We start from the raw sequence: 22,424 nt of genomic DNA, 5'->3' as shown, positions 1-22,424 counted from the left end.
ATTTTACTGGTTTCTTTGTTTCCTTATTAAGTTATCCGGATGTCAGCATGCCAGTAGTCAGAAGTTCTAACCATAATCCTCCTTTTTGGCTTCCAAACGGCCATTTGCAAACTATTTATCCGTCACTTTTTAGAAAGATTAATTCTGTTGATTATCAACGCGAACGCATTGTCACACCGGATCATGATTTTCTGGATCTGGATTGGTCACTTGCGACGAAAAAAATGGAGTTTAAGCACAAAAATAAACTTGTGATTCTTTCACATGGATTGGAGGGAAATAGTACCCGCCAATATATTTTAGGCATGGTGCGGTTTCTGAATGCGGAAGGTTACGATTGTCTGGCCTGGAATTTTCGCAGCTGCAGTGGCGAAATGAATAAAACTTCCAGGTTTTACCATAGCGGCGCTACCGAAGATCTGGATCTTGTCATTTGTAACGCATTTGAAAAAGGATATACCCACGTTGATTTAATGGGATTTAGTCTGGGTGGTAATCTGACACTAAAATATTTAGGAGAACAAAATACAAGAACAGATTCCAGGATTAAAAAATCTGTTGTTTTTAGTGTTCCGATGGATTTGAAAGCGTGCAGTCTGGCTATTGTAAAACCTGAAAACCGTATTTATCAATCCAGATTTTTGAGAACCTTAAAGCCAAAAGTTGATCAAAAGGCAGTTCATTTTCCTGCTGATATCAAGCCTGCTGATTTCAAATTTGTAAATACGTTATACGACTTCGACGATATTTTCACAGCACCGCTTCACGGATTTCAAAATGCCGACCATTATTACGCCATGTGCAGCGCTATGTTTTTTGTCGAAAACATAACAATTCCTACCTTAATCGTCAATGCTGCCAATGATCCGATTGTTCCGGAAAACAGCCTTCCGGCGTCGCTGATTGAAACTCTTCCCAATGTTTTATTAGAAATATCTGATTTCGGAGGGCATTGCGGATTCCGTCCTTCGGGTTTGTCCCAAACTAATTACTGGTCAGAATTACGTGCATTGGAATTTCTTGGCAGTAAATTTCTGTTGTAATAATATGTACAGTACCCGATTATTTATTTTAACTGTATTTTGTTAGATGTAATAATAACATATTGATAATCAGTTATTATTACAGGAATTTTCTGTTTTTATGACCTTTGTTAAATTCTGAAAACAATAATAAAAAGCGTCAGATTAACATTTTTTTAGGGTCATAGAAAACAGATTCGTAATTTTGTGACAAAATTGGGAATTCAACCAAATTTCACCGTTTGAAACGTTCACATTTTAATTTGATACTTATTCAGTTATCTCCCGCTTCATGCCGACATTAACACTCAATCCCCCGCATATCATTATTGATTTTGACAGCACTTTCACGAAAGTAGAAGGACTGGACGAACTTGCTGCCATTGCATTGACAGGGCATCCGCAACGTGAAAAGATTGTTCAGGAAATTGCTGACCTGACGAATATGGGTATGAACGGGGAAATGTCTTTTTCGGAAGGACTTCACAAGCGCATTGATCTTTTGAAGGCTAACCGTGCCAATATTGAAGAATTGGTTTCTTTTTTAAAGACCAAAGTTTCTGATTCTTTCCAACGCAACAAACAGTTTTTGACTGAAAATGCAGACCATATTTTTATCGTTTCAAGTGGATTTAAAGAATTTATAATTCCGGTTGTAACTGAACTTGGCCTGCGCGCGGATCATGTATATGCTAACGAATTCCGGTTTGATGAAGAAGGAAATATCATTGGAATTGATGAAGAAAATGTTTTGTCGACCGACGGAGGAAAAATAAAATTACTTTCTTCTCTGAAACTTGAAGGCGAAGTATACGCGATTGGTGATGGTTATACCGATTATCAGATAAAAGAAGCAGGTTTTGCAAACCGTTTTTATGCATTTACGGAAAACGTAGAACGTCCAAAAGTCGTAGCCGTTGCAGATCATATCGCAACTTCTTTTGATGACTTTTTATATGATAATAAATTAAGCAGAAGTCAGTCTTACCCGAAAAGCAGGATTAAAGTTCTTTTGCTTGAAAATGTTCACCCGGTTGCTTTGCGCGCTTTTGAAGAGCAGGGTTTCAATGTTGAGTTTGTAAAAGGTGCGCTTGATGAGGATGAACTTTGCGAGCGTATCAAGGATGTTTCCATTATCGGTATCCGTTCTAAAACAAATATTACCAAACGCGTGCTGGAAAATGCGAATCGTTTGATGGCAATCGGTGCGTTTTGCATCGGTACTAATCAGATTGACTTGGAAGCCGCAGCAGAAAAAGGTATTGCCGTTTTCAATGCGCCATATAGCAACACGCGTTCTGTGGTTGAATTGGCAGTTGGTGAAATGATTTTGCTGATCAGAAATATTGTAACAAAAAGCAACCAGATGCACGCCGGAATCTGGGATAAATCTGCGAACGGAAGTTTTGAAGTTCGTGGGAAAAAACTGGGAATGGTTGGTTACGGAAGCATCGGTACTCAGCTTTCGGTTGTGGCTGAGGCTTTGGGTATGGAAGTGTATTTTTATGATGAAGTTGAAAAACTTTCTCTTGGAAATGCCCGTAAAGTTAATTCTCTTGAAGAATTGCTTTCCGTTGCGGACGTAATCAGTATGCACGTGGATGGCCGTAAAGAAAATGCAAACCTGATTGGCAAACGTGAATTCAGTTTGATGAAAGACGGCGTGATTTTCATGAATCTTTCCCGCGGACATGTAGTTGATATTGAAGCTTTGGCCGAAGCTGTAAAAAGCGGAAAAGTAGCCGGAGCGAGCGTTGACGTTTTCCCGAAAGAGCCGAAAACGAACGATGAATCTTTTGAAAGTGCATTACGCGGATTGCCAAATGTAATTTTGACCCCACATATCGGAGGAAGTACCGAAGAAGCTCAGGAAAATATCGGTCATTTTGTTCCTTCCAAATTGCTGGAATTTATGAACAATGGTAGCTCTTACGGAAGTGTAAATTTCCCGGAAGTACAATTGCCAAAACTAAAAGATTCTCACCGTTTGCTTCACATTCACGCAAACGTGCCGGGTGTTTTAGCAAAACTGAATAATATTTTCGCGAAAAATAATATCAATATCACAGGTCAGTATCTGAAAACGAACGAGAAAATCGGTTACGTAATCGTGGATATCGCCAAAGGATATACAGAAGAATTTATTCAGGAAGTAAAAGAAGTAGAAGGTACAATTCGTTTTAGAATGTTGTATTAATATTATAGAGTCAGGAAGTTGTTAAGAAGTAGTCATTTGTTGTCAGGGATGGTCAATTATTGTCAAGGGTAGTCAGGAGTAGTTTAACGATACTTGACAAATCCTGACTATAAATGACAATCCCTGACTACTTCCTGACAATCAACGAGCAGCAAAAATGATCCCCACTTTCCAGCCATATTAAGATGTCACTAACCTTTTTCACCCCAGGTCCTGCGCAGCTTTACCCGACATTTGAAAAACATTTACAGACTTTTGTAAGTGAGCAGTTGGGTTCAATTTCACATCGCAGCCAGCAATATCGTGATTTACATAAATTTACGGTAGACCAGCTTCGTACGCTTTTGAACGTTCCGGATTCACACGCTATACTATTTCTTGGTTCTGCGTCAGAAGCCTGGGAACGTATTTTATTTAGCTGTGTTGAGCTTGAAAGCTTTCATTTGGTGAATGGATCTTTCTCGAAAAAATTCTATGATTATTCTCTGGGTTTGTGCAAATATGCGCACAGCCAGGAAAAGCCTATGGGCGAAGGTTTTAGTGCGTCGGAAGTGATTGTGCCTGAGTATGCAGAATTAATTTGCACGACACATAATGAGACAAGTTCCGGCGTACAAATGCCGGTTTCTGAAATTCATAAATTGAAACAAAAATATCCGGATAAACTTATCGCGGTCGACATCGTGTCGTCAGCACCTTATCCTGAGCTGGATTTTAATTTAATTGATACGGCATTTTTCTCTGTTCAGAAAGCATTTGGATTACCAGCCGGACTTGGTGTCTGGATTGTGAATGAAAAATGTTTGAGAAAGGCAGAGGAAATCAAAAAGCAGTATTCTATCGGTGCGCATAATGATTTGCCAACGCTTTGGAAAAACGCTCAAAATAATGAAACACCCGCAACTCCTAATGTCATGGGGATTTATTTGTTGGGTAAAATCGCAGAGGATTTTAACAAAATTGGTGTAAAAAATCTCCGGAAGGAAACGGAACAAAAGGCAGATCTGCTTTATAAATTCATTGAAAGTACGAATGGTTTTTCTTCTTTTGTAAAAGAGAAAAGATACAGATCTCAGACTGTCATAGTAACAAATACCGACCAGTCGTCTGCTGGTATCATCAAAACAATTAAGGAAAAAGGAATGGTAATTGGCAGTGGTTATGGTCAGTTTAAATCTTCCCAGTTACGTATTGCAAACTTCCCAGCTACCTCTTTGGAACAGGTTCAGTCGTTAATTCACGAGTTGAAAGCATTATAAAAAGAATATTTTAAATTATAAAAAGTGCAGAGCCGGTCATTGGTTTTGCGCTTTTTTATTTTATAACCTCTGAGAAAGTAATAGTAATATTTGTATGGTTTGGGGTGCAATTAGGGAGTTCCATTTTCTCCCCTTGTCAAACATAACTTTTTTGGATAATGAATGATTAACAAATTGGGTGTATGCACGTATTGTGGGTTATGGAAATGCAGCTTTCCGGATTTTAAAATAGTTTTAGAAGTCGCTGGCGTTTAAGAAACCGTTGTCTTGAGTTTAGTCTAATCAATTAATTCCCAATAAGAGCAACATATTTTTTACTCCTTGTGTAATTTCGGTTACGGAGAAAATGGTCCACGGGATTTGCCTGACAAAAAATATCAGAAATTGTGTAGGTACCAAAATGCAGCCCAGGGCGGATAAAAGGAAAATGAAATCACTATTGTCAGATTTTGACGTCTGGACAAGAGCGGCGCTTATAATGAAAATAGGAAAACAATAAGCCAGACTACGTGTAATATCAAATACGCTGTAAGCAATCAGTATATGCGCACAGGTAAGTAAAATCAATATTGCCGCTAAAAAAAACTTTTTTTCTGCAAACAGAAAAGACAACGCAGTTAAGAATACAAGCCAAAGCCCTTCAAAGGATAAAAGTATTCCGATAAGCCGATTAGCTATTTGGAATGGAATGAGTTCCAGGCCAACTCCTGCTTTGTCCCCCATTGGTGTGCTTAATTCTAAAAAAACAGAAAGCAGAATTCTCGTCGCAATGTACGTGAGTCCTGATAATAGCACAGCAATGGATGATTTTTTAAGCGAGAATTTCAGTAAAGAGCCTACTGCCGGAAGAGAAAAATTGTTCTCTTCAAGTAAATGAAACATGAAAATTGATGCCAAAGCAACGGCTGCCCGTTCATCGGTCCAGCACGCCAATTGTAAAGACAAAAATATGCCGGCCATATTTCTGAAATACATTCCAAGTAATAGAAAGAAATAGGCATAGCCATCAAACCAAAAATCGTAATCCCAGAAAAATGCCTTTGTGGTATAAATTGCTGAAAAAGATAATGCGATCAGTACTGTGTTAAAATTGCTTGAAAAGCGCTTAACAGTTTTTATTAACAGATAAAAGAATGGCAATAGCAGCAGGGACTGGAATACGAAGAGTTGCAGTATTCCTTTGCCGTTCTTTACTTTATAATTTCCTAACAGCTTGGCAATTAACGAAGGGGTAAATCTAAATGCGATTTTTGAACCGTGACTTTCAATATCGTTTGAAATAGATGGAGATAAAGGATGTTCTATCTTTTCGAAAAAAAACGCATACGTATTAAGCGGAGAGCCTTCGTTCAATATCTCTATATATTTTGGATAGGTAGTTAATAGTACGAAGAGGAACAAAAAAAATGAAAACTTCCATCGTCCTGCACGAGTGTTTATCAATGACTCCATCGCGTAAATGGGGAGTCTGGTGTATTGAAAAATAGACTTATGCATTCAATATATTTTAAACTGATTAAGAGGGATAGGATCTTTTTGTAAGATCATGCAACGGATTCACTTCCAATCAATCCGGCTGAACCTGTAACGAGCGCTATTCATATTACTTTTTAAATTGTTTAAGCAACCTTAGTACGCCGTTATTTTATCTGGCAATACTATTCTCATTATACGCTCTTATAAAAATTTGTTGATATAAATAAAAGCTCCTCTCAACAGAATCAAATTTTCCCGGTCAAGAATATCTACATCAAAATAGCGAATATTTACTATAATATTGGCATCTGGTATAATTATCACAAAACTAACTAAACATAAAAATAATTCAAACTGTGTTTGGTCTGGATTTGTAAATTGTGTAGCGTGGGCACAAATTTTTTTTACATATTTTAATAAGTAAAAATTACATTTTGCAAATTTTACTATGCATGTAATCTAATGGCCTCAGATATCTTTTAAATCTTAAATGGCGGTAATAACATAAAGGATAATCGATCGGGTATTTTCGGGAAAACATTTGTTATATGTAACCTGTAATTTATTTTTTGTGAAACGTGGATTTGATATATATAACTATTATTATATTGATAGAGAATATTAATTGAATAAATGCATCGAATTATTTTATGTCCATTTTTCTCAAATATCCAGTAAGCTGTCAGGTTATTCAGTATTATTATTTGTCAGAACCAAGTATGGAAGAGCATGAAGCTGCTTTTTTTAAATGAACTTATTTCACGCAAAGCCAAAAAGTTTAAGCGCAAAGAGCACAAAGAATATACTTAGCGATCTTAGCGTTTTATCTTCCCCTCTTTGCGTGAAAAACCAATGAAATATTAAAATTCAACTATAAATCTTTATAAATGAAATTTTTAAAAACGACAGTCTGTGCATTACTTATTGGCCTTTCCTTTCAAAATTGCGCTAAAAAAGCAGAAGAAAAAAAGGAAGAAACTACAACCGAACAAAAATCAGCATCCAGAGAAATCTGGACAAAAGAGCAAGCCAAGGAATGGTATGGGGAAAAGGATTGGATTGTTGGTGCTGACTTCTTACCAAGTACCGCCATTAACCAGCTTGAAATGTTTCAGGAAGCATCTTTTGATACCGCAACAATTAACAAAGAATTGGGTTGGGCAGAAGGAATAGGGATGAATACCATGCGCGTTTATCTTCACGATCTGTTGTGGCAGCAGGATTCAACAGGATTTTTGAAAAGACTGGATACTTTTCTTGCCATTGCAGACAAACATAAGATTAAACCTGTTTTTGTCATTTTCGATTCTTGCTGGGATCCTTTCCCAAAATTAGGAACGCAGCGCGCGCCGAAACCTGGTGTTCATAATTCCGGTTGGGTACAAAGTCCGGGATATAACGCTTTGAAAGACAGTACGCAATATCCTCGTCTGGAACAATATGTAAAAGGTGTGGTGAGAAAATTTGCAGATGATGACCGCGTTCTGGCCTGGGATGTCTGGAATGAGCCGGATAATACAAATGACAGCTCGTATGGAAAAATTGAGCTTCCTGACAAAGTGAATTATGTATTGCCGTTAATGAAAAAAGCTTTTGGCTGGGCAAGATCGGTAAATCCTGTGCAGCCGTTAACCGCCGGTGTTTGGGCAGGTGACTGGACTTCACACGAAACTTTGAAACCGATAGAAAAAGCGAGTATCGATGAATCGGATGTGATTTCTTTCCATAATTATGATAATGCAAACGAGTTTGAAAAACGTATTAAACAATTACAGCAATATGACCGCCCGTTGATTTGTACCGAATACATGTCGCGCGGAAATGGCAGTTTCTTTGAGGGTTCTTTGCCAATCGCGAAAAAATATAATGTTGGCGCAATCAACTGGGGTTTGGTTGATGGCAAGTCGCAAACTATTTATCCTTGGGATAGCTGGAAAAAGACATACACAAGCGAGCCATCTCTTTGGTTTCATGATATTTTCAGAAAAAGCGGAAAACCCTACAAACAGGCAGAGGTTGATTTGATAAAACAACTTACGGCACGCAAGTAGCTTTTTAAAAAATATTGAAATCCCGTGATGGCTGATCCCTGTCACGGGATTTGTTTTTTAGACTTATATTTGACCTGATATTTTAACACTGAAATTACCCGAACCCGATCATTTAAAGTTTGCTTAACCCGCGTTTATATGAATTTTATTACTCAAAAAGTTATCAGAATACTTAAACACAAAAATAATTTGGTAACAGTTTTTACCTTTGCAATAGTCATTACCTCGCTCTTCCCGCCTCTTGTTTTTGCGCAAAAAAAACAAAAACCCAACGTCATATTCATTTATGCTGATGATCTTGGTTATGGCGATTTGAGTTCTTACGGAGCTACCAAAATCAGTACGCCCAATATTGACCGGCTTGCCAAAGAAGGTCTCAAATTTACAAATGCGCATGCGACTTCCGGAACCTGCACGCCTTCACGATATGCGTTGATGACCGGAAATTATCCATGGCGTAAAAAGGGAACCGGCGTTTTACCCGGAAATGCATCGCTGATCATCCCTGTTGACAAAATTACCCTGCCGCAGGTTTTTCAAAATGCGGGTTACAAAACCGGAGCCATTGGAAAATGGCATTTGGGATTGGGCTCGCCCGGAAAAGATATTAACTGGAATAAGCCCCTTCAGGTGGGGCCTAATGAAATCGGCTTTGATTATGCCTATTTCTTTCCTGCAACCTCCGACAGGGTGCCAACCGTTTTTATTGAGAACCACAATATTGTCGGTTATGAAAAAGAAGATCCGATTGAAGTTAATTATATAGAAAAGGTTGGTAAGGAACCGACAGGCAAGGAAAATCCTGAATTATTAAAATTACAATCTTCTGCCAGTCACGGGCATAATAATACGATCGTGAATGGTATCGGCCGGATTGGTTTTATGAGTGGCGGAAAACAGGCGCGTTGGGCGGATGAGGAAATTGCGCATGTATTTTTAAGTAAAGCGGAACAGTTTCTCGAAGAGAACCAAAAAAATCAGTTTTTTCTGTATTTTTCATTGAACGACATTCACGTCCCGCGGATGCCGAGTACCGAATTCAAAGGAAAAAGTAAAATGGGATTGCGTGGTGATGTGATTTTACAAATGGATTGGACCGTTGGCGAAATTCTGAAAAAACTTGAAGCACTGAATCTGGAAGAAAATACGCTGGTTATTTTTTCAAGTGATAATGGCCCGGTACTTGACGATGGTTATGCCGATAAGGCGGTTGAACTATCAGCTGGCCACAAACCTGCCGGTGTACTTCGCGGAGGAAAATACAGCGCTTTTGAAGGTGGAACACGTGTTCCCTGGCTTGCCCGCTGGCCCGAGGTTATCAAGCCGGGAACTGTTTCAAGCGCATTGATCTGCCAGATTGATTTATTATCCTCTTTTGCCAGGTTTTTTCAACAAAAAATTGAAGACACGGATGCAACCGATAGTTTTGCAGTTATGGATGCGCTGATTGGAAAAGAAAAAATCGGACGGGAAAGTATTGTGAAACAAGGTGGTGCACTTTCGTTTACAAAAGGAAACTGGAAATATATTGAACCAAACACAAATGAGCCGTTTAATAAACTTACAGGCACGGAACTCGGGAATGATCCGAAACCGCAATTATATGATTTGAGCAAAGATATTAGCGAGAAAAATAATCTGGCAGGACAGTATCCTAACAAGGTTAAATTGATGGCAGAAGAACTGGCTAAAATAAAAGACTCCGGTGGCAGCAGATAAGCTTACTGAACCAAATTCCGTACTTCTATATCAAACGGTTGTTTATCATGAAAAATAATCTATGCATCGAATAGACTTTGATTTGGTTTCATATCCTGTTAATCTTGTTCTTTAAATAAATGAGAATGATTACAGGAACATCAAAAAAGGTAGTAACGATTTTTGTCCACTTGCTGGCTTGGGCATTGTTTGGCTTTACCTTAATTTTTTACCATCCACTGACATGGAATGTGAAATTGCCAGATGTCTTTTGGGCGAAACAAACCGCTCATCTGTGCATTTTGGTTATTCTTTTTTATGTTAATACATATTATTTTGTGCCTGAATACTTATTGAAAAATAAGTTGGTGCCTTTTTCCATGTGGATTGTTGCTGCGACACTTTTTGCACTATACCTGATTTATAATTTTGACGGTTTGCTTCATGTTTCGCAGGAAATGGAAAAGATTATGAGGAGACCAAGACCGCCGGGAAGAAAAGGTATTCTGGATGGATTTTTATTGATGACGGTACTTTTGGTCCTGGGCATAAGCACGAGCCTGGCCGTGATTCAACGCTGGCAGCGCGACGCACTGCTTCGTGAAGATATGGAAAAGCAACAAATCCGCTCAGAACTCTCCTTTTTGAAAGCGCAGATAAACCCGCATTTTTTCTTCAACACGCTGAATAATATTTACGCATTGTCTTTCACCGATGTCACTTTGTCGCGGGATGCTTTGCTTAAATTGTCCAGGATGATGCGTTATCTGCTGTACGAAACACAGAGCGATAAAGCAGTTTTAAACAATGAAATTTCATTTTTAAAAGATTATATCGAGCTGATGAAACTTCGGCTGCATGGAAGTACGGAAGTGATTTTCCAAGAGCCAAAGCTGCTGAAAGATTATATGATTGCTCCGATGATGCTCCTTCCTTTTATTGAAAATGCATTTAAACATGGGATCAGTGCGTTTCAACAAACTTCTATTTTAATAGAAATTGAAGTTGAAAAAGACATATTACAACTACGGGTCCAAAATAATGTCTTTCATGAAAAGAATGCACTGGTGATGGATAGTGGCGGAATTGGTCTGAGCAATACAAAAAGAAGACTGGATTTATTATATTCTGGCAAGCATAAGCTCACTATTGAAGATAATAAGGCCGAAAATAATTTCTATATTGAATTGCAAATTGACATGTCATGAAAATAAATTGTATAGCCGTAGACGACGAACCGCTGGCCTTAGGTCTGATTAGCGCATTTGTTAAGCAAACAGCATTTTTAGACTTCAAGGGGCAGTATTCGAATGCAGTGCAGGCTCTTAACGCCATTCATTCAGAAGATGTGCAGCTTGTATTTCTTGATATTCAAATGCCGGAATTAAATGGAATGGAACTGGCCAGAGTATTAAGCCAGACGATTTCTGCACCAAAAATTATTTTTACGACAGCTTATAATCAGTTTGCAATTGAAGGATATAAAGTGGATGCACTGGATTATTTGCTAAAACCATTTGGCTATGAAGAATTCCTTCGGGCTGCTAACAAAGCAAAAAATCATTTTGAGGGATTGGTACAAAATCAGCTAATTCCTGAAAGCCAGGACGAAAAGTATTTATTTGTTAAAGCAGATTATAAACTGGTAAGGATAGATTTCGATAATATTCTGTACATTGAATCATTGAAAGATTACATCAAGATACATCTGGTCAACTCAACACATCCGGTCGTTTCATTAAGCAGTTTGAAAGCCATCGAAGAAAAACTTCCGGCTACCCGCTTTATGAGAATTCATCGGTCTTTTGTAGTAGCGATTGATAAAGTAGATTCTATTACAAAAAGTACGGTCCAGCTGGGTACTACAAATATTTCGGTGGGTGATCAGTACAAGGATGCATTTAAGGAATTATTATTGCGTTGGGGATAATGTAATTCTTCACTGAGAAAAATCACAAAAAAGTTAAAATATCTGGTAGTGATATTTTAACTTTTTTGATACTATTTTAGCTGCTGATATATAAATAAGATGCAATTTGGCTGTTTGAAATATTTTTTTAAATACATGAAAAACAGGCCAGCGTACCGTTAACAAAATTATTTTTTAATTTTTTGAAAAATAATTTGGAATGTAGTAAAGATTCTATATCATTGCATTAGGCTAGAAATAGTTCTACAAGATATTGGATTTTGTACATGTGTATGAACAGATTGTTATACCCACTAATTTTTATTTGCTTGTTGAATGGGGTTGGTTATTGCCAGCCCAGTGATGCTGTGTATGCCAGTTCGCAAACAAATGGTAATCCACATGCTGGTATATCAAGTGCCAGTGTCGATAATCCTCAAAACGCAATTACGAATACGATATCGAACACGACGGATGCGAGTTTTACAAAACCGAATGCAAAATTTACAACGTTAAAAGCCACCGCACTAAGCACTCTCACGGGTAGTGCATCAGCTTGGATACAGTTAGCTTTTGTCTCGACGCCGACAGATGCAGTAGTTCCAGCCAACACAACGGTTTATGTTAAAGCAACTACAACTGCGGCAGGATTACTGGGCCTGGTAGGAGGGGCAGGATTAACGTTTACTGCATACTCTACGAACACCGGAACTGCTAATCCAGTTACAATTGCTGCTGCTCCCAAAATTTATTACACCGCTGACGGGAATATTTATTTTGCTGTTAAGCCAACGGCAAACTTTAAATCCATTAGAATAACATTGGCTGCGGGCGCTGTGCTGGGTGATGGGTCGGTAGATATTTATTATGCTTTTTATGGACCTGGCGCTACCAATGATACAAATCCCTTCCCTTTCAACGTAGCTGATTGTGGGCTGCCGAATGTCGATGAGACTGAGAGTAGCGGAGCTGTGACACTGGCTTCCTTTGTATCTCCTGGTAGTGCAATTGATAATTCGCTTACAAGTGCAACAGCGTTCTCGATAACTGCCTCAATTGCGGGAACAATGAAACAGACTTTTTACTTCAATGGATTGTCAAATGCGGGAGATGCTGTGAGGATTATTTTTTCGAAAGGTTCAGCATCAGCTTTGGCTTCGATTGATATAGGTTCCAGTTTGACTATCCAGGCATTTAACGGAGCTGCCTTTGTTGGAACTGCAACACCATTTAACGAATTATTATCGTTGAATTTGTTATCTTCAACTTTGCTTGGAACTTCTACAAATTCTATTACCGCATATTTGACGCCAAAGGATGCTGGTGGAAATCCTGCTGTCTTCGACAGGGTCGTAGTGACTTTCAATGTCACAGCCAGTCTTCTTGGGAGCCTTTTGTCAGGAAGCGCAAACGGCTTTAACATTTTTGATGTCAGACGGGTGCCGATTGCTCCCGCATCATCAAATATTACGGCCTGTACCAACATTGGTATTGCTACACTCGCAGCCAGTACTACCCAGAGTACGATTCAAAATATTGGAAGTTTTACTTATAAGTGGTACTCCGTTTTAGCAGGAGGTTCCGGTACCGGCGGACAAAATTTAGCGCTAACGGGTTTAACAGCTGTTGGGCAGTCAAGTTATTACGTTGATATTCAGAAATCTGGCTGTGAAAGCAGCAGTACAGGTTCTCCGTCATCCAGAACTAAGGTTACTGTAAATGTTGTCAACCCGCCGGTCACTCCTTCGGTTGCTCTAACACCTTGAAAAAAGAATTTATAAGCTATTTGACTAAATATTTCTCACTTTAATTATCTGTAATGTTATGAAAAAACAATTACTCCTCTATGCTGAAGTCCTCGCCTTCAAACGTGCCTTTTTTATAAGGCAAAGCAATTCCCAAACTTTGAATTAATCTTTCAAAATTTCCTGTTGGCTTTAAATCCCAGGTAGAAGTTTTGTTGAATTCAATTCTGTTATCAGAATAAACGCTCCTCACTTCAGTTTTGAAAAACGGTATGTGAAGCATGCAGGCTAGCTATGCCCTAATTTTATGGGCGTATATTGTTATACGTTCTAAATTAAAAATAGTGTAATAATTTAAGCATATGGCGATTTAGATAAAAAAACAGTAACACGTAAACTTTCTTTAATCAATTAAAAAGTGAATTCATTATGAAAAAGACGCTTGCTCCGCCATGTCCGCGCCTTCGGACTTACCAGATTCATGCGAATTGCTTATCACTGGACAAATTTATATTTATTCAGCAGGGATAATCACCAGGATAAAATGAGGTCTTTACAACACATTACTATACCATTGAAGCCGGTGTATTACCAGGTAATATTTCTCACTCAATCCTAGAAATCTTTATTGAAAAGATGTTGACTCCTCTATGTCAAAACTTTTAAGAAATGTGTTTGACAAAACCTTTTATTCAACGAGAAAAAGGGACGCTATTAAAATTACAAAACAGAATGGATGGTATCAATGTGATTCCCGTCCCCAAAAAACAATCAATACGTAAATCTTCTTAAATTAAATCAATGTTATGAAAAAGATCATTACTTCTCTTTGCCTGGGCTTTATGCTTATTGTTATGGCTGTTTCTTCGTCGAAAGCCAGTGTCTTTTATGTTTTGGATGGAGATTCTTTCACACTTACTCCGGTAATCCCAGGTGGTACTGTTTTGTCACAATTTCTTTGGACACTAGAGGGGACTGCAACTGAAACAATAACAACAGCTGGCGGGATTTATACGCATATATTCCATAATACTTCTGGTAGTGCCGCACAAAGCTATAAATTGTCTTTTGGAGTGGTAGATCAGGTAACGAGTTGCGTTTCTTCAATTTTGGATCATACGATTATAGTATTGCCTAAACTGACAGTGGCTATCACAACTCCGGATGGAAAAGAAAATTTTTGTGATCAGTTGGCATTTGCTACACAACTTACAGCAAGTGTTACCGTTACCGGATTAGGTGCTTTCGATGTTACTCTTTCTCCGTTTGCCTGGAAAAAAGGAACGGTGGATGTAACAGGAACAGATACCGGCACATCTAGCGTACTTGATGTTAATGCTGCTGGTACTTACAGTGCCATAGTGTCTTATGTATTGCCAACCACTGGTAATTTTATACCAACGGCTACAAAAATACTTAATGCAATTACAGGAGCAACTAAGACTATCAATAACAATTTGCCGCTTCCTGTGGTACCTACACTTACACTTAACTAAGCTTTGTATTTATTTCTATTCACTATGTTTTGATAAAACAAGCAGAATATCATTTAAATCAATCCATGAGATTCGTACCCTTATTCATATTCATTATACTGATTTTGCCCGCTTGCGCTTTTGCGCAAAGCGGTGCAAAACCGGTTTCTATATGTAAGGGGACATCGTTACGGTTAATGGCTGAATCATCTAATGCAAACAGTTACGAATGGCACAAAAACGGAGAAATTGTTTCAGGACAGACCGGAAAGGAATTGACAGTATCCGATGAGGGGAATTATACCGTTTTTGCACTGAATTTAGAAGGCTGCAGTTCAGGAGTTTCGATGGCTATTCAGCTTACTTACAATGTCCCTATTGCCGTCGACGACAGGATTTCAGGACAAAATAACGAGCTGCTTCTTCTGGATGTTCTGCAAAATGATCAGTCTTTATGTGCGGCCCTGGATACCACAACGATGGTAGTTGTTAGGCTTCCTGCACACGGCTTGGTTTTTAAGAAAAACGGGAAGTTTTTGTTCAAACCTAATTCGGGTTACGAAGGTCTTGATACGTTTACTTACAGTGTTACTGACAAAAACGGGCAAGGTACCAATGTGGCAACCGTAACGGTTGATCTGACGACACCTCCTTTGCCAGTGACACTGATTAGCTTCGATGCCATAAAGGAAGGTTTAGCCTCGTTGCTAACGTGGCTTACATCAGCTGAACTGGACAGCGACCATTTTGAAATTGAACGAAGTACAGATGCGAAGAACTGGATTCAGCTGGGTAAGGTGGCAGCAGTTGGCAATGGTAACGCAAATAACAAATACAATTTTGTTGACAGCATACCGGAATCCGGAATGAATTATTACCGGTTAAAAATGATTGACCTGGATGGTACTTTTGCCTATAGTCGTATCAAATCGGTGAATTTTCCGGAATTTTCCTGGGCGAAACTATATCCAAATCCGGTCAATGATGTATTGCAAATCGTTATTAACAACAGAAGAGTCCGGAAGATCCGCCTGATAGATTCTTACGGCAGGGTGATGTTTGACGGGCAGGTTTCTTCCGCATCGATGAGGATAGATATGAAATCTTATGTTCCGGGGACTTACCTCATTCACCTGGAACAGGAAGACGGCATGGTGCGCGTTTTTAAAATTGTTCATCTTAATTAAAAAAGGTTAGAAATAGTTTGGAACTCCTTTTTTGAGCTTGTCTCAGAAAAGGAGTTTTGTGTTTTGTACAAAAAAGCCAAGTGACCAATACCGGTGTCAGCGTCTAACTTTCAGTATTTACTTTAATTATAACTTGCTGATTATGATTAAATATTACCAGAGATTTGGAGCTTTAAAAATATTGCTTTTTACGTTTACTGTTAGTTTTTCGTTCGCGCAGACCAATTATATGCAGGAAAATTTTTTGGGTGTAAGCCAATTCAGTCACCTGATTACAACAAATCCGGTACTTTCAAAATTTGAATTTGGTTCTGGTTATATGGATATGGTCAGGATCTTGGAAAATGGACAAACCGGAGGTTATCTTAAAGCGCTTCAGGCAGTACCTTTTTCTCCAAATCCAGAAACTCTTTATATTCAGATTTCCTTTAGTGTTGAGGAAATAAATGAAACATGGGCTAATGCCGTATTTTTTTATTCGGGAGAAAATTTTAATCCTGATAACAATCAGATTACCCCCAACAACCTATTGTTTAGTAGATTTACTTTAAATTTTTTATCATCAGGTTTCCAAGTTCACGATGTAGAAATGGGTAAAAATAGTAGTATTTTACCTCTTAAAACGCTTGTGACTATTACCTGGGTTCTTAATAATTCAGTGGATGGTCAAATTTACAGAAAACCAGAAAGTGCGCAACCGGAATATAAAGTAATGCCGGGTAGATATGATCTTTGGGTTAACGATGAGTTAATAGCAGATGATGCCAAAGCATATCCAGGTTCATTAGTTTATTCAATTACCAAACTGTCAAACTTCGAAATCCGATTTTGGAGAGGTGCAGGTCGGGTCCGATTTACAAATTTACGCATCCGTGATATCACTAATATTTTACTTTTACATAATAATGATTGATTATTAGAAATAATTATATAAAATCTATTGCGATTTGTAGTATGCTTGTGTTATTTTGAAGTATAATTCTAAAAAACCTATGCATTCTACTACCCACTTGAAAGAAGTTCCGGATGATAAAATCATCTGGCAGCGGTTTCTTGCCGGAGAAGTAGAAGCATTTGATCACCTGATGACGCTCCATTTTCGAACGTTATTTCGTTATGGAAGCAAATTTTCGAGGGATAAAGAATTCGTTAAAGACAATATTCAGGATCTTTTTCTAATATTATGGGAGCGGCGGCAGAATCTCAGCCATGATATTGCCGTCAAACCATATTTAATGGCATCACTACGCCGCCTTATGCATAGAAGTGCAATGTCAAAACCCTTATTGTCTGATAATTCCGTTGAAGAAATCAATGGAAATTTTGAGATTGAATTTTCTGTGGAAGAAGAATACATTGAAAATGAATCCAGTCTTGTTGTCACACAAAAGCTAAAAAAACTGTTGGATGAACTTCCGTTGCGACAAAAGGAAGTAGTTTATCTAAAATATTTTCAGGAAATGGATCGCAGCCAGATTTCCGAGGTTATGAATATTTCTCCGCAAACCGTATCTAACCTCCTTCAAATTGCTATCAAACAGTTAAAAAAGCATTGGAAATCAGAGCTTTTCATATTTTTTCTTATTCATTTTATTATATAAATTGAAGTTATAAATCTACCAAAATAATTGTTTTATCAATTTTTTTAGAAATACTTTAAAAATTAATGGTATGTCCGATATGTTTTTGTCTATCGTAAGATAGATGACATGGAAGCATATGAATGATTATAAACACTACGGAATAGAAGATCTTGTTTGGGACACATTCTTTCGTCAATGGGTACTTTCACCCACGCGCGAAACGGATAATAAATGGAAAGAATGGCTGTCTGAAAACCCTGAAATGGCTGAAAAAATCAATCAGTCCAGACAGATCGTTTTGTCGCTGCAAGTAAAAGAATTGGAAATATCGAATCTGGAAATTGCTGAAATTGTAAAAGAAACGATTTCAAGGACAAAACCTTTACTTGGGGATAATACTTCGAAAGGCGGTTTTGAAATTATTCCGTTTTATAGAAAATTCTGGTTCAAAATTGCTGCATCGTTTACTTTGATTATTCTTTTTGGCTGGCTGGCAAAATCCGGGTTTAATCGTAATAATCAGTTAAGTAATATTCAAAAAGAAATTGTAACAGAAGAGCAAGAAAAGTTTACAGAGAAAATCAACTCCACATCTGCTTCTATATTAATTGTGTTGAAGGACGGAAGTAAAATTACGCTGGCACCTTTAAGCACAATTCGGTATCCGGAAAATTTTGCAAATAAGAAAAGGGAAGTTTATTTAACCGGAGAAGCCTTTTTCGATATTTCAAAAGATCCTAACCGTCCTTTTTTTGTATATGCCAATGAGTTGGTTACGAAAGTATTAGGTACGAGTTTCAGAATTAAAGCATATAAGACTTCAAAGGAAATAACTGTTGAAGTAAAAACCGGAAGAGTATCCGTTTTTGCCCAGTCGGATCCTGACATTAAGGAGAAAACCGCTAATCATGAACTGGAAGGTATTGTTTTATCTCCAAATCAAAAGATCATTTATGCCCGTGATCAAGTTCGTATGGTTAAAACATTGGTTGAAAAGCCTGAAATTATTATCCCCAAAGCGCAGATCCCGCAATTTATTTTCGAAGATGTCCCGGTTACTGACGTTTTTGATTCTATCGCAAAAACGTATGGAATTGATATTCTTTATGACGAAGAATTGCTGGAAGGATGTCCATTGACCGCGATTCTTGACAACCAGACACTTCACGAAAAGTTAACCATTATATGCAAAGCCATTGAAGCAAACTATGAAATTCTGGATGGACAGATTGTAGTTCATGGAAAAGGGTGCAGGAATTAATTACAAGAGTAAGATAATCAGATAACCCGGAAAATATTATTAACACTAAACTTTATATTATTTGAGATTATAACATAACAATTTAAAAACAAAAAGAGCCGGTAATGTTCCCGCATTACCGACTCCGGATCGAATCCCCCCAGGTTAGCACCAGTATACCTCCGAAAAGGAGGCGGGGATCATTTTGCCAAATTTTCAAGCTTAACAAAACAATCAAATCTATGAAAAAACCAGTACAATACCATCAGGTATTACTTTGGATTATGCGAATAACGGCTACACAATTTATCCTGGCGTTCTTATTTATCAGCTCGGGCTATGCACATGAAAGCTATGGACAGACCCTGCTAAGCCAGAAAATTTCCATTACCGCTAATGGAAGTGAAGTGAAAAAAGTACTTAATCAGGTTGAAAAGCAAGTGGATGTCCGGTTTGTATTTAGCTCCAGGCTTATTCAATCGGGTCGGAAAGTTAATGTCGCGGCGCAGAACAAACCTTTGTATGAAGTACTTGACGATATATTGACTCCGCTTGGACTGCAATACGAATTGTCGGGAAAAATCATAATCCTGAAAAGGATGGATAATTTACCAGAACCGACGCCACCGGTAAAAAGTAATGCGCCCAAAAGGAATATTTCCGGAAAAGTTCTGGATGAAGCAGGTCTGGGTTTGCCAGGAGTAAGTGTTGTTTTGAAAGGTACACAAACAGGAACTACAACGGATGTTGATGGAGGATTTAAACTGGAAGTTGGAGACGATATCGCTTCGAAAGCAGTTCTGGTTTTTAGTTTTGTTGGTTTCAAAACCCAGGAAATCGTGTTGGGCAGCCAGTCTTCTTTGACGATTAATATGGCTTTGGAAGATAAGTCTTTGCAGGAAATTGTGGTAATCGGATACGGACAGGTAAAGAAAAGTGATTTGACAGGTTCAGTTGCTTCCATCAAATCAGGAGAAATCAATGCTTATCCGGCGACCTCTATGGTGCAATCTTTGGCTGGAAGGGCAGCGGGCGTGTACGTTTCTCAAAATACAGGTGCTCCCGGAAGTCCAATCAGCGTTCGTGTGCGGGGTACCAACTCCATTCAGGGAAGTAACGAGCCGCTTTATGTGGTTGATGGATTCCCATATTCAGGAAATCCTACATTGCTTAATAATGCTGATATTGAATCCATTGAAGTGTTAAAAGATGCGTCAGCTACTGCGATTTATGGTTCAAGAGGCGCCAACGGTGTTGTTTTAATTACAACAAAAAGAGGAAAAAATGGCCGTATTAATGTTGAATACGATGGATATTACGGTGTTCAGAAAATCAGGAAAAAACTGGATTTGATGAATGCCACGCAATATGCCCAGTTTTATAACGAACAAGCAGCGAATGATGGTTTGGCTCCGCATTTTACTCAGGATCAAATTGCAGGTTTCGGAAAAGGAACCGACTGGCAGGATCAGGTCTTGCAATCCGCGCCCGTTCAAAACCATTCTATATCAGTAAACGGTGGTAGTGAAAAAACAAGATTTTCGATCTCCGGAAGTAATTTCAATCAGGATGGCATTATCATTGGGAGTAATTACAAGCGGAATTCTCTTCGGTTTAATATCAATTCTGACCTTGGGAAAAAGTTTAAACTTGATGTCAATTCTGTGTTAAGCCGCATTGATTCCGATACCAAGAATTCGGGACAGGGGAACCGTGGAAGTTCGCTGATCTCTGCAATGCTTTCGGGTTATCCAACGGTTGCTCCTCATAAAACAGATGGAACACTTAGTAATCTCGGAGAAACATACGCTTGGGGATCTAACGCTATTGTAAATCCTCTTAATTTTATTAACGAGCAAACAAATCATATCCAATCAAATAAAGTACTGGCAAATGCCGCTGTGACTTTTGAGCCGATTCCCGGATTGGTACTTAAAACAATGGGCGGTATCGAAAGTACAGATGACCGGGAAAATGGCTATACTACGAATAGATTTGTAAATTCAAAGGGAAGCGCGCTTATCAATACGACTAGGGTCAGCAGTCTTTTAAGTGAAAATACAGCCAGTTATCGTAAAGAATTTGGAAAGCATAGTATTTCGGCTGTTGCCGGATTTACGTACCAGGATTACACATCTACCGCGTTAAATGCTACCGGGAGCGGTTTTATCAGCAATACACAGGAAAGTTATGATATCGGTGCAGCAGCAACGCAAGGGATTCCAGTTTCCAAGTTTTCAAAATGGTCATTAATATCTTACCTGGCACGTGCTAATTACACGTTTAATAATAGAATTTTAGCTACAATCAGTTTCCGTGCCGATGGCTCTTCCCGTTACAGCGAAGGTCAGAAATGGGGATATTTCCCATCAGCCGCACTGGCATGGAGATTGGCAGAAGAGGATTTTATTAAAAAAATACCTTTTATCTCTGATCTGAAAATACGGGCCGGCTATGGTCAGACTGGTAACACAGCTATAAATCCTTACCAGACCTTAAATCAGCTTGCTTCTTCTCAGGTTGTTTTTGGTGATGCACTTACTACTGCCTATGCGCCGGGAGTTCGGCTTGCAGGGCCTTTGAAATGGGAAACAACGGCACAAACCGATGCGGGAATTGATTTTAGTATTTTAAATAACCGTTTCAGTTTTACTGCCGATTATTATGTGAAAAATACGAAAGATCTTTTAAATAACGTACAGTTACCTTCATCCTTAGGTTACGCATACACCATTCAGAATATTGGTAAAATACAAAACAAAGGTTTTGAATTTTCTGCAAATGCAAAGGTTTTGCAAGGTGATTTTAAATGGGATTTGGCGGGTAATATTTCCTTCAACAAAAACAAGGTTGTCAAACTTTATGGCGGAAATGATATCCTGGGAGATGCCATCAATATTTCTGTCGTAAACGATAATATCAATATCCTGCGTGAAGGTGAGTCACTGGGTTCTTTTTACGGATATGTTTCAAAAGGATATGACGAAAAAGGAATGGTTGTGTATGAAGATTTTAACAATAACGGTGTCCGTGATGCTGGTGATAAAAAAATCATCGGGAATCCAAATCCGAAATTTACGTATGGCCTAAGTTCAAATATGAGTTATAAGAATTTTGACTTATCAATTTTTGTTCAGGGCAGCCAGGGAAATGACATATTTAACCTTAGCGCAGTTAATCAGACAAATGATTATGGACAGGCGTTGAACATGCCAAAAGATGTTTTTGAAAACCATTGGACACCAACAAATACTAATGCGAAATATCCGGTCATAAAAACTTCTTCACAGCCACAGGTTTCTGATCGTTTTGTTGAAAACGGTTCATTTCTAAGATTCAAAAATATTCAGCTAAGCTACAATGTTCCGGTGTCGAAATTGAACATCAAATGGATGACACATGCTCAGATATATGTAAGTGCCCAGAATCTTTTCACGATCACCAAATATTCCTGGTATGATCCTGAAATCAATTCCTATGGTGGTTCAAACTCTATTTTGCAGGGTATAGATCATTATGTATATCCGGTTGCCAAAACAACAACCGTGGGGATCAGAGTTGGATTTTAAATTTTACAAGCAA

15 protein-coding genes are annotated in these 22,424 nt (G+C 38.3%); 14 read left to right on the top strand and 1 reads right to left on the bottom strand.

Going from position 1 to position 22,424, the window contains the following annotated elements; all coding sequences use genetic code 11:
* The first annotated feature begins 47 nt into the window (after positions 1-47).
* The 3 genes from FDK13_RS11755 to FDK13_RS11745 all read left to right on the top strand — a co-directional run bounded on the left by FDK13_RS11755 (position 48) and on the right by FDK13_RS11745 (position 4,478).
* The gene (locus FDK13_RS11755) at positions 48-1,043 is read left to right on the top strand and encodes a YheT family hydrolase (protein ID WP_137340196.1); all 996 of its coding nucleotides are present in this window, start codon (positions 48-50) and stop codon (positions 1,041-1,043) included.
* Between the two features lie 271 nt (positions 1,044-1,314).
* A complete protein-coding gene (serA, locus tag FDK13_RS11750) occupies positions 1,315-3,219 on the top strand; it encodes a phosphoglycerate dehydrogenase (RefSeq protein ID WP_137340195.1) in 1,905 nt (634 codons plus the stop codon).
* Positions 3,220-3,404: 185 nt separating this feature from the next.
* Entirely contained in the window at positions 3,405-4,478 is a 1,074-nt protein-coding gene (locus FDK13_RS11745; RefSeq protein ID WP_137340194.1) for an aminotransferase class V-fold PLP-dependent enzyme, read from the top strand.
* 282 nt (positions 4,479-4,760) lie between these two features.
* On the opposite strand, the gene FDK13_RS11740 is transcribed toward FDK13_RS11745, so the two are convergent.
* Positions 4,761-5,975 carry a hypothetical protein gene (locus FDK13_RS11740; protein WP_137340193.1) on the bottom strand — a complete coding sequence of 405 codons (1,215 nt, stop codon included), beginning with the start codon at positions 5,973-5,975 and terminating at the stop codon, positions 4,761-4,763.
* 866 nt (positions 5,976-6,841) lie between these two features.
* Between FDK13_RS11740 and FDK13_RS11735 the strand changes: the two genes are divergently transcribed.
* From FDK13_RS11735 to FDK13_RS11685, 11 genes are all read left to right on the top strand, one after another.
* Complete coding sequence (locus FDK13_RS11735) at positions 6,842-8,005, top strand: glycoside hydrolase 5 family protein (RefSeq protein ID WP_137340192.1); 1,164 nt, start codon at positions 6,842-6,844, stop codon at positions 8,003-8,005.
* Between the two features lie 138 nt (positions 8,006-8,143).
* Positions 8,144-9,724, top strand: coding sequence for a sulfatase family protein (locus tag FDK13_RS11730; protein ID WP_137340191.1), 1,581 nt, complete (start codon positions 8,144-8,146; stop codon positions 9,722-9,724).
* Positions 9,725-9,849: 125 nt separating this feature from the next.
* Positions 9,850-10,911, top strand: coding sequence for a sensor histidine kinase (locus FDK13_RS11725; protein ID WP_137340190.1), 1,062 nt, complete (start codon positions 9,850-9,852; stop codon positions 10,909-10,911).
* Positions 10,908-11,633 (top strand): LytR/AlgR family response regulator transcription factor, encoded by a 726-nt coding sequence (locus FDK13_RS11720; RefSeq protein WP_137340189.1) that lies wholly within the window; start codon positions 10,908-10,910, stop codon positions 11,631-11,633. Before FDK13_RS11725 ends, FDK13_RS11720 begins: the two co-directional genes overlap by 4 nt.
* Positions 11,634-11,905: 272 nt before the next feature.
* Positions 11,906-13,378, top strand: coding sequence for a hypothetical protein (locus tag FDK13_RS11715; protein WP_137340188.1), 1,473 nt, complete (start codon positions 11,906-11,908; stop codon positions 13,376-13,378).
* A 785-nt stretch (positions 13,379-14,163) separates the two neighbouring features.
* Positions 14,164-14,853: a hypothetical protein gene (locus FDK13_RS11710; RefSeq protein WP_137340187.1), complete on the top strand. Its 690-nt coding sequence runs from the start codon at positions 14,164-14,166 to the stop codon at positions 14,851-14,853.
* 65 nt (positions 14,854-14,918) lie between these two features.
* Complete coding sequence (locus FDK13_RS11705; protein WP_137340186.1) at positions 14,919-16,019, top strand: Ig-like domain-containing protein; 1,101 nt, start codon at positions 14,919-14,921, stop codon at positions 16,017-16,019.
* A 229-nt stretch (positions 16,020-16,248) separates the two neighbouring features.
* Entirely contained in the window at positions 16,249-16,932 is a 684-nt protein-coding gene (locus tag FDK13_RS11700) for a hypothetical protein (RefSeq protein ID WP_137340185.1), read from the top strand.
* Between the two features lie 79 nt (positions 16,933-17,011).
* Positions 17,012-17,620, top strand: a complete 609-nt coding sequence (locus FDK13_RS11695; RefSeq protein ID WP_137340184.1) for an RNA polymerase sigma factor — start codon at positions 17,012-17,014, stop codon at positions 17,618-17,620.
* A 118-nt stretch (positions 17,621-17,738) separates the two neighbouring features.
* Entirely contained in the window at positions 17,739-18,863 is a 1,125-nt protein-coding gene (locus FDK13_RS11690) for a FecR family protein (protein WP_137340183.1), read from the top strand.
* A gap of 221 nt (positions 18,864-19,084) precedes the next feature.
* Entirely contained in the window at positions 19,085-22,411 is a 3,327-nt protein-coding gene (locus FDK13_RS11685) for a TonB-dependent receptor (RefSeq protein WP_229216017.1), read from the top strand.
* The last annotated feature ends 13 nt before the right edge of the window (positions 22,412-22,424 follow it).

Origin of the sequence: Dyadobacter frigoris, assembly GCF_005280585.1 — a bacterium.
In the GTDB taxonomy this organism is placed as follows: Bacteria; Bacteroidota; Bacteroidia; order Cytophagales; family Spirosomataceae; genus Dyadobacter; species Dyadobacter frigoris.
The sequence above is the reverse complement of the archived record's forward strand: the minus strand, read 5'-3'. Positions and strand labels throughout refer to the sequence as shown.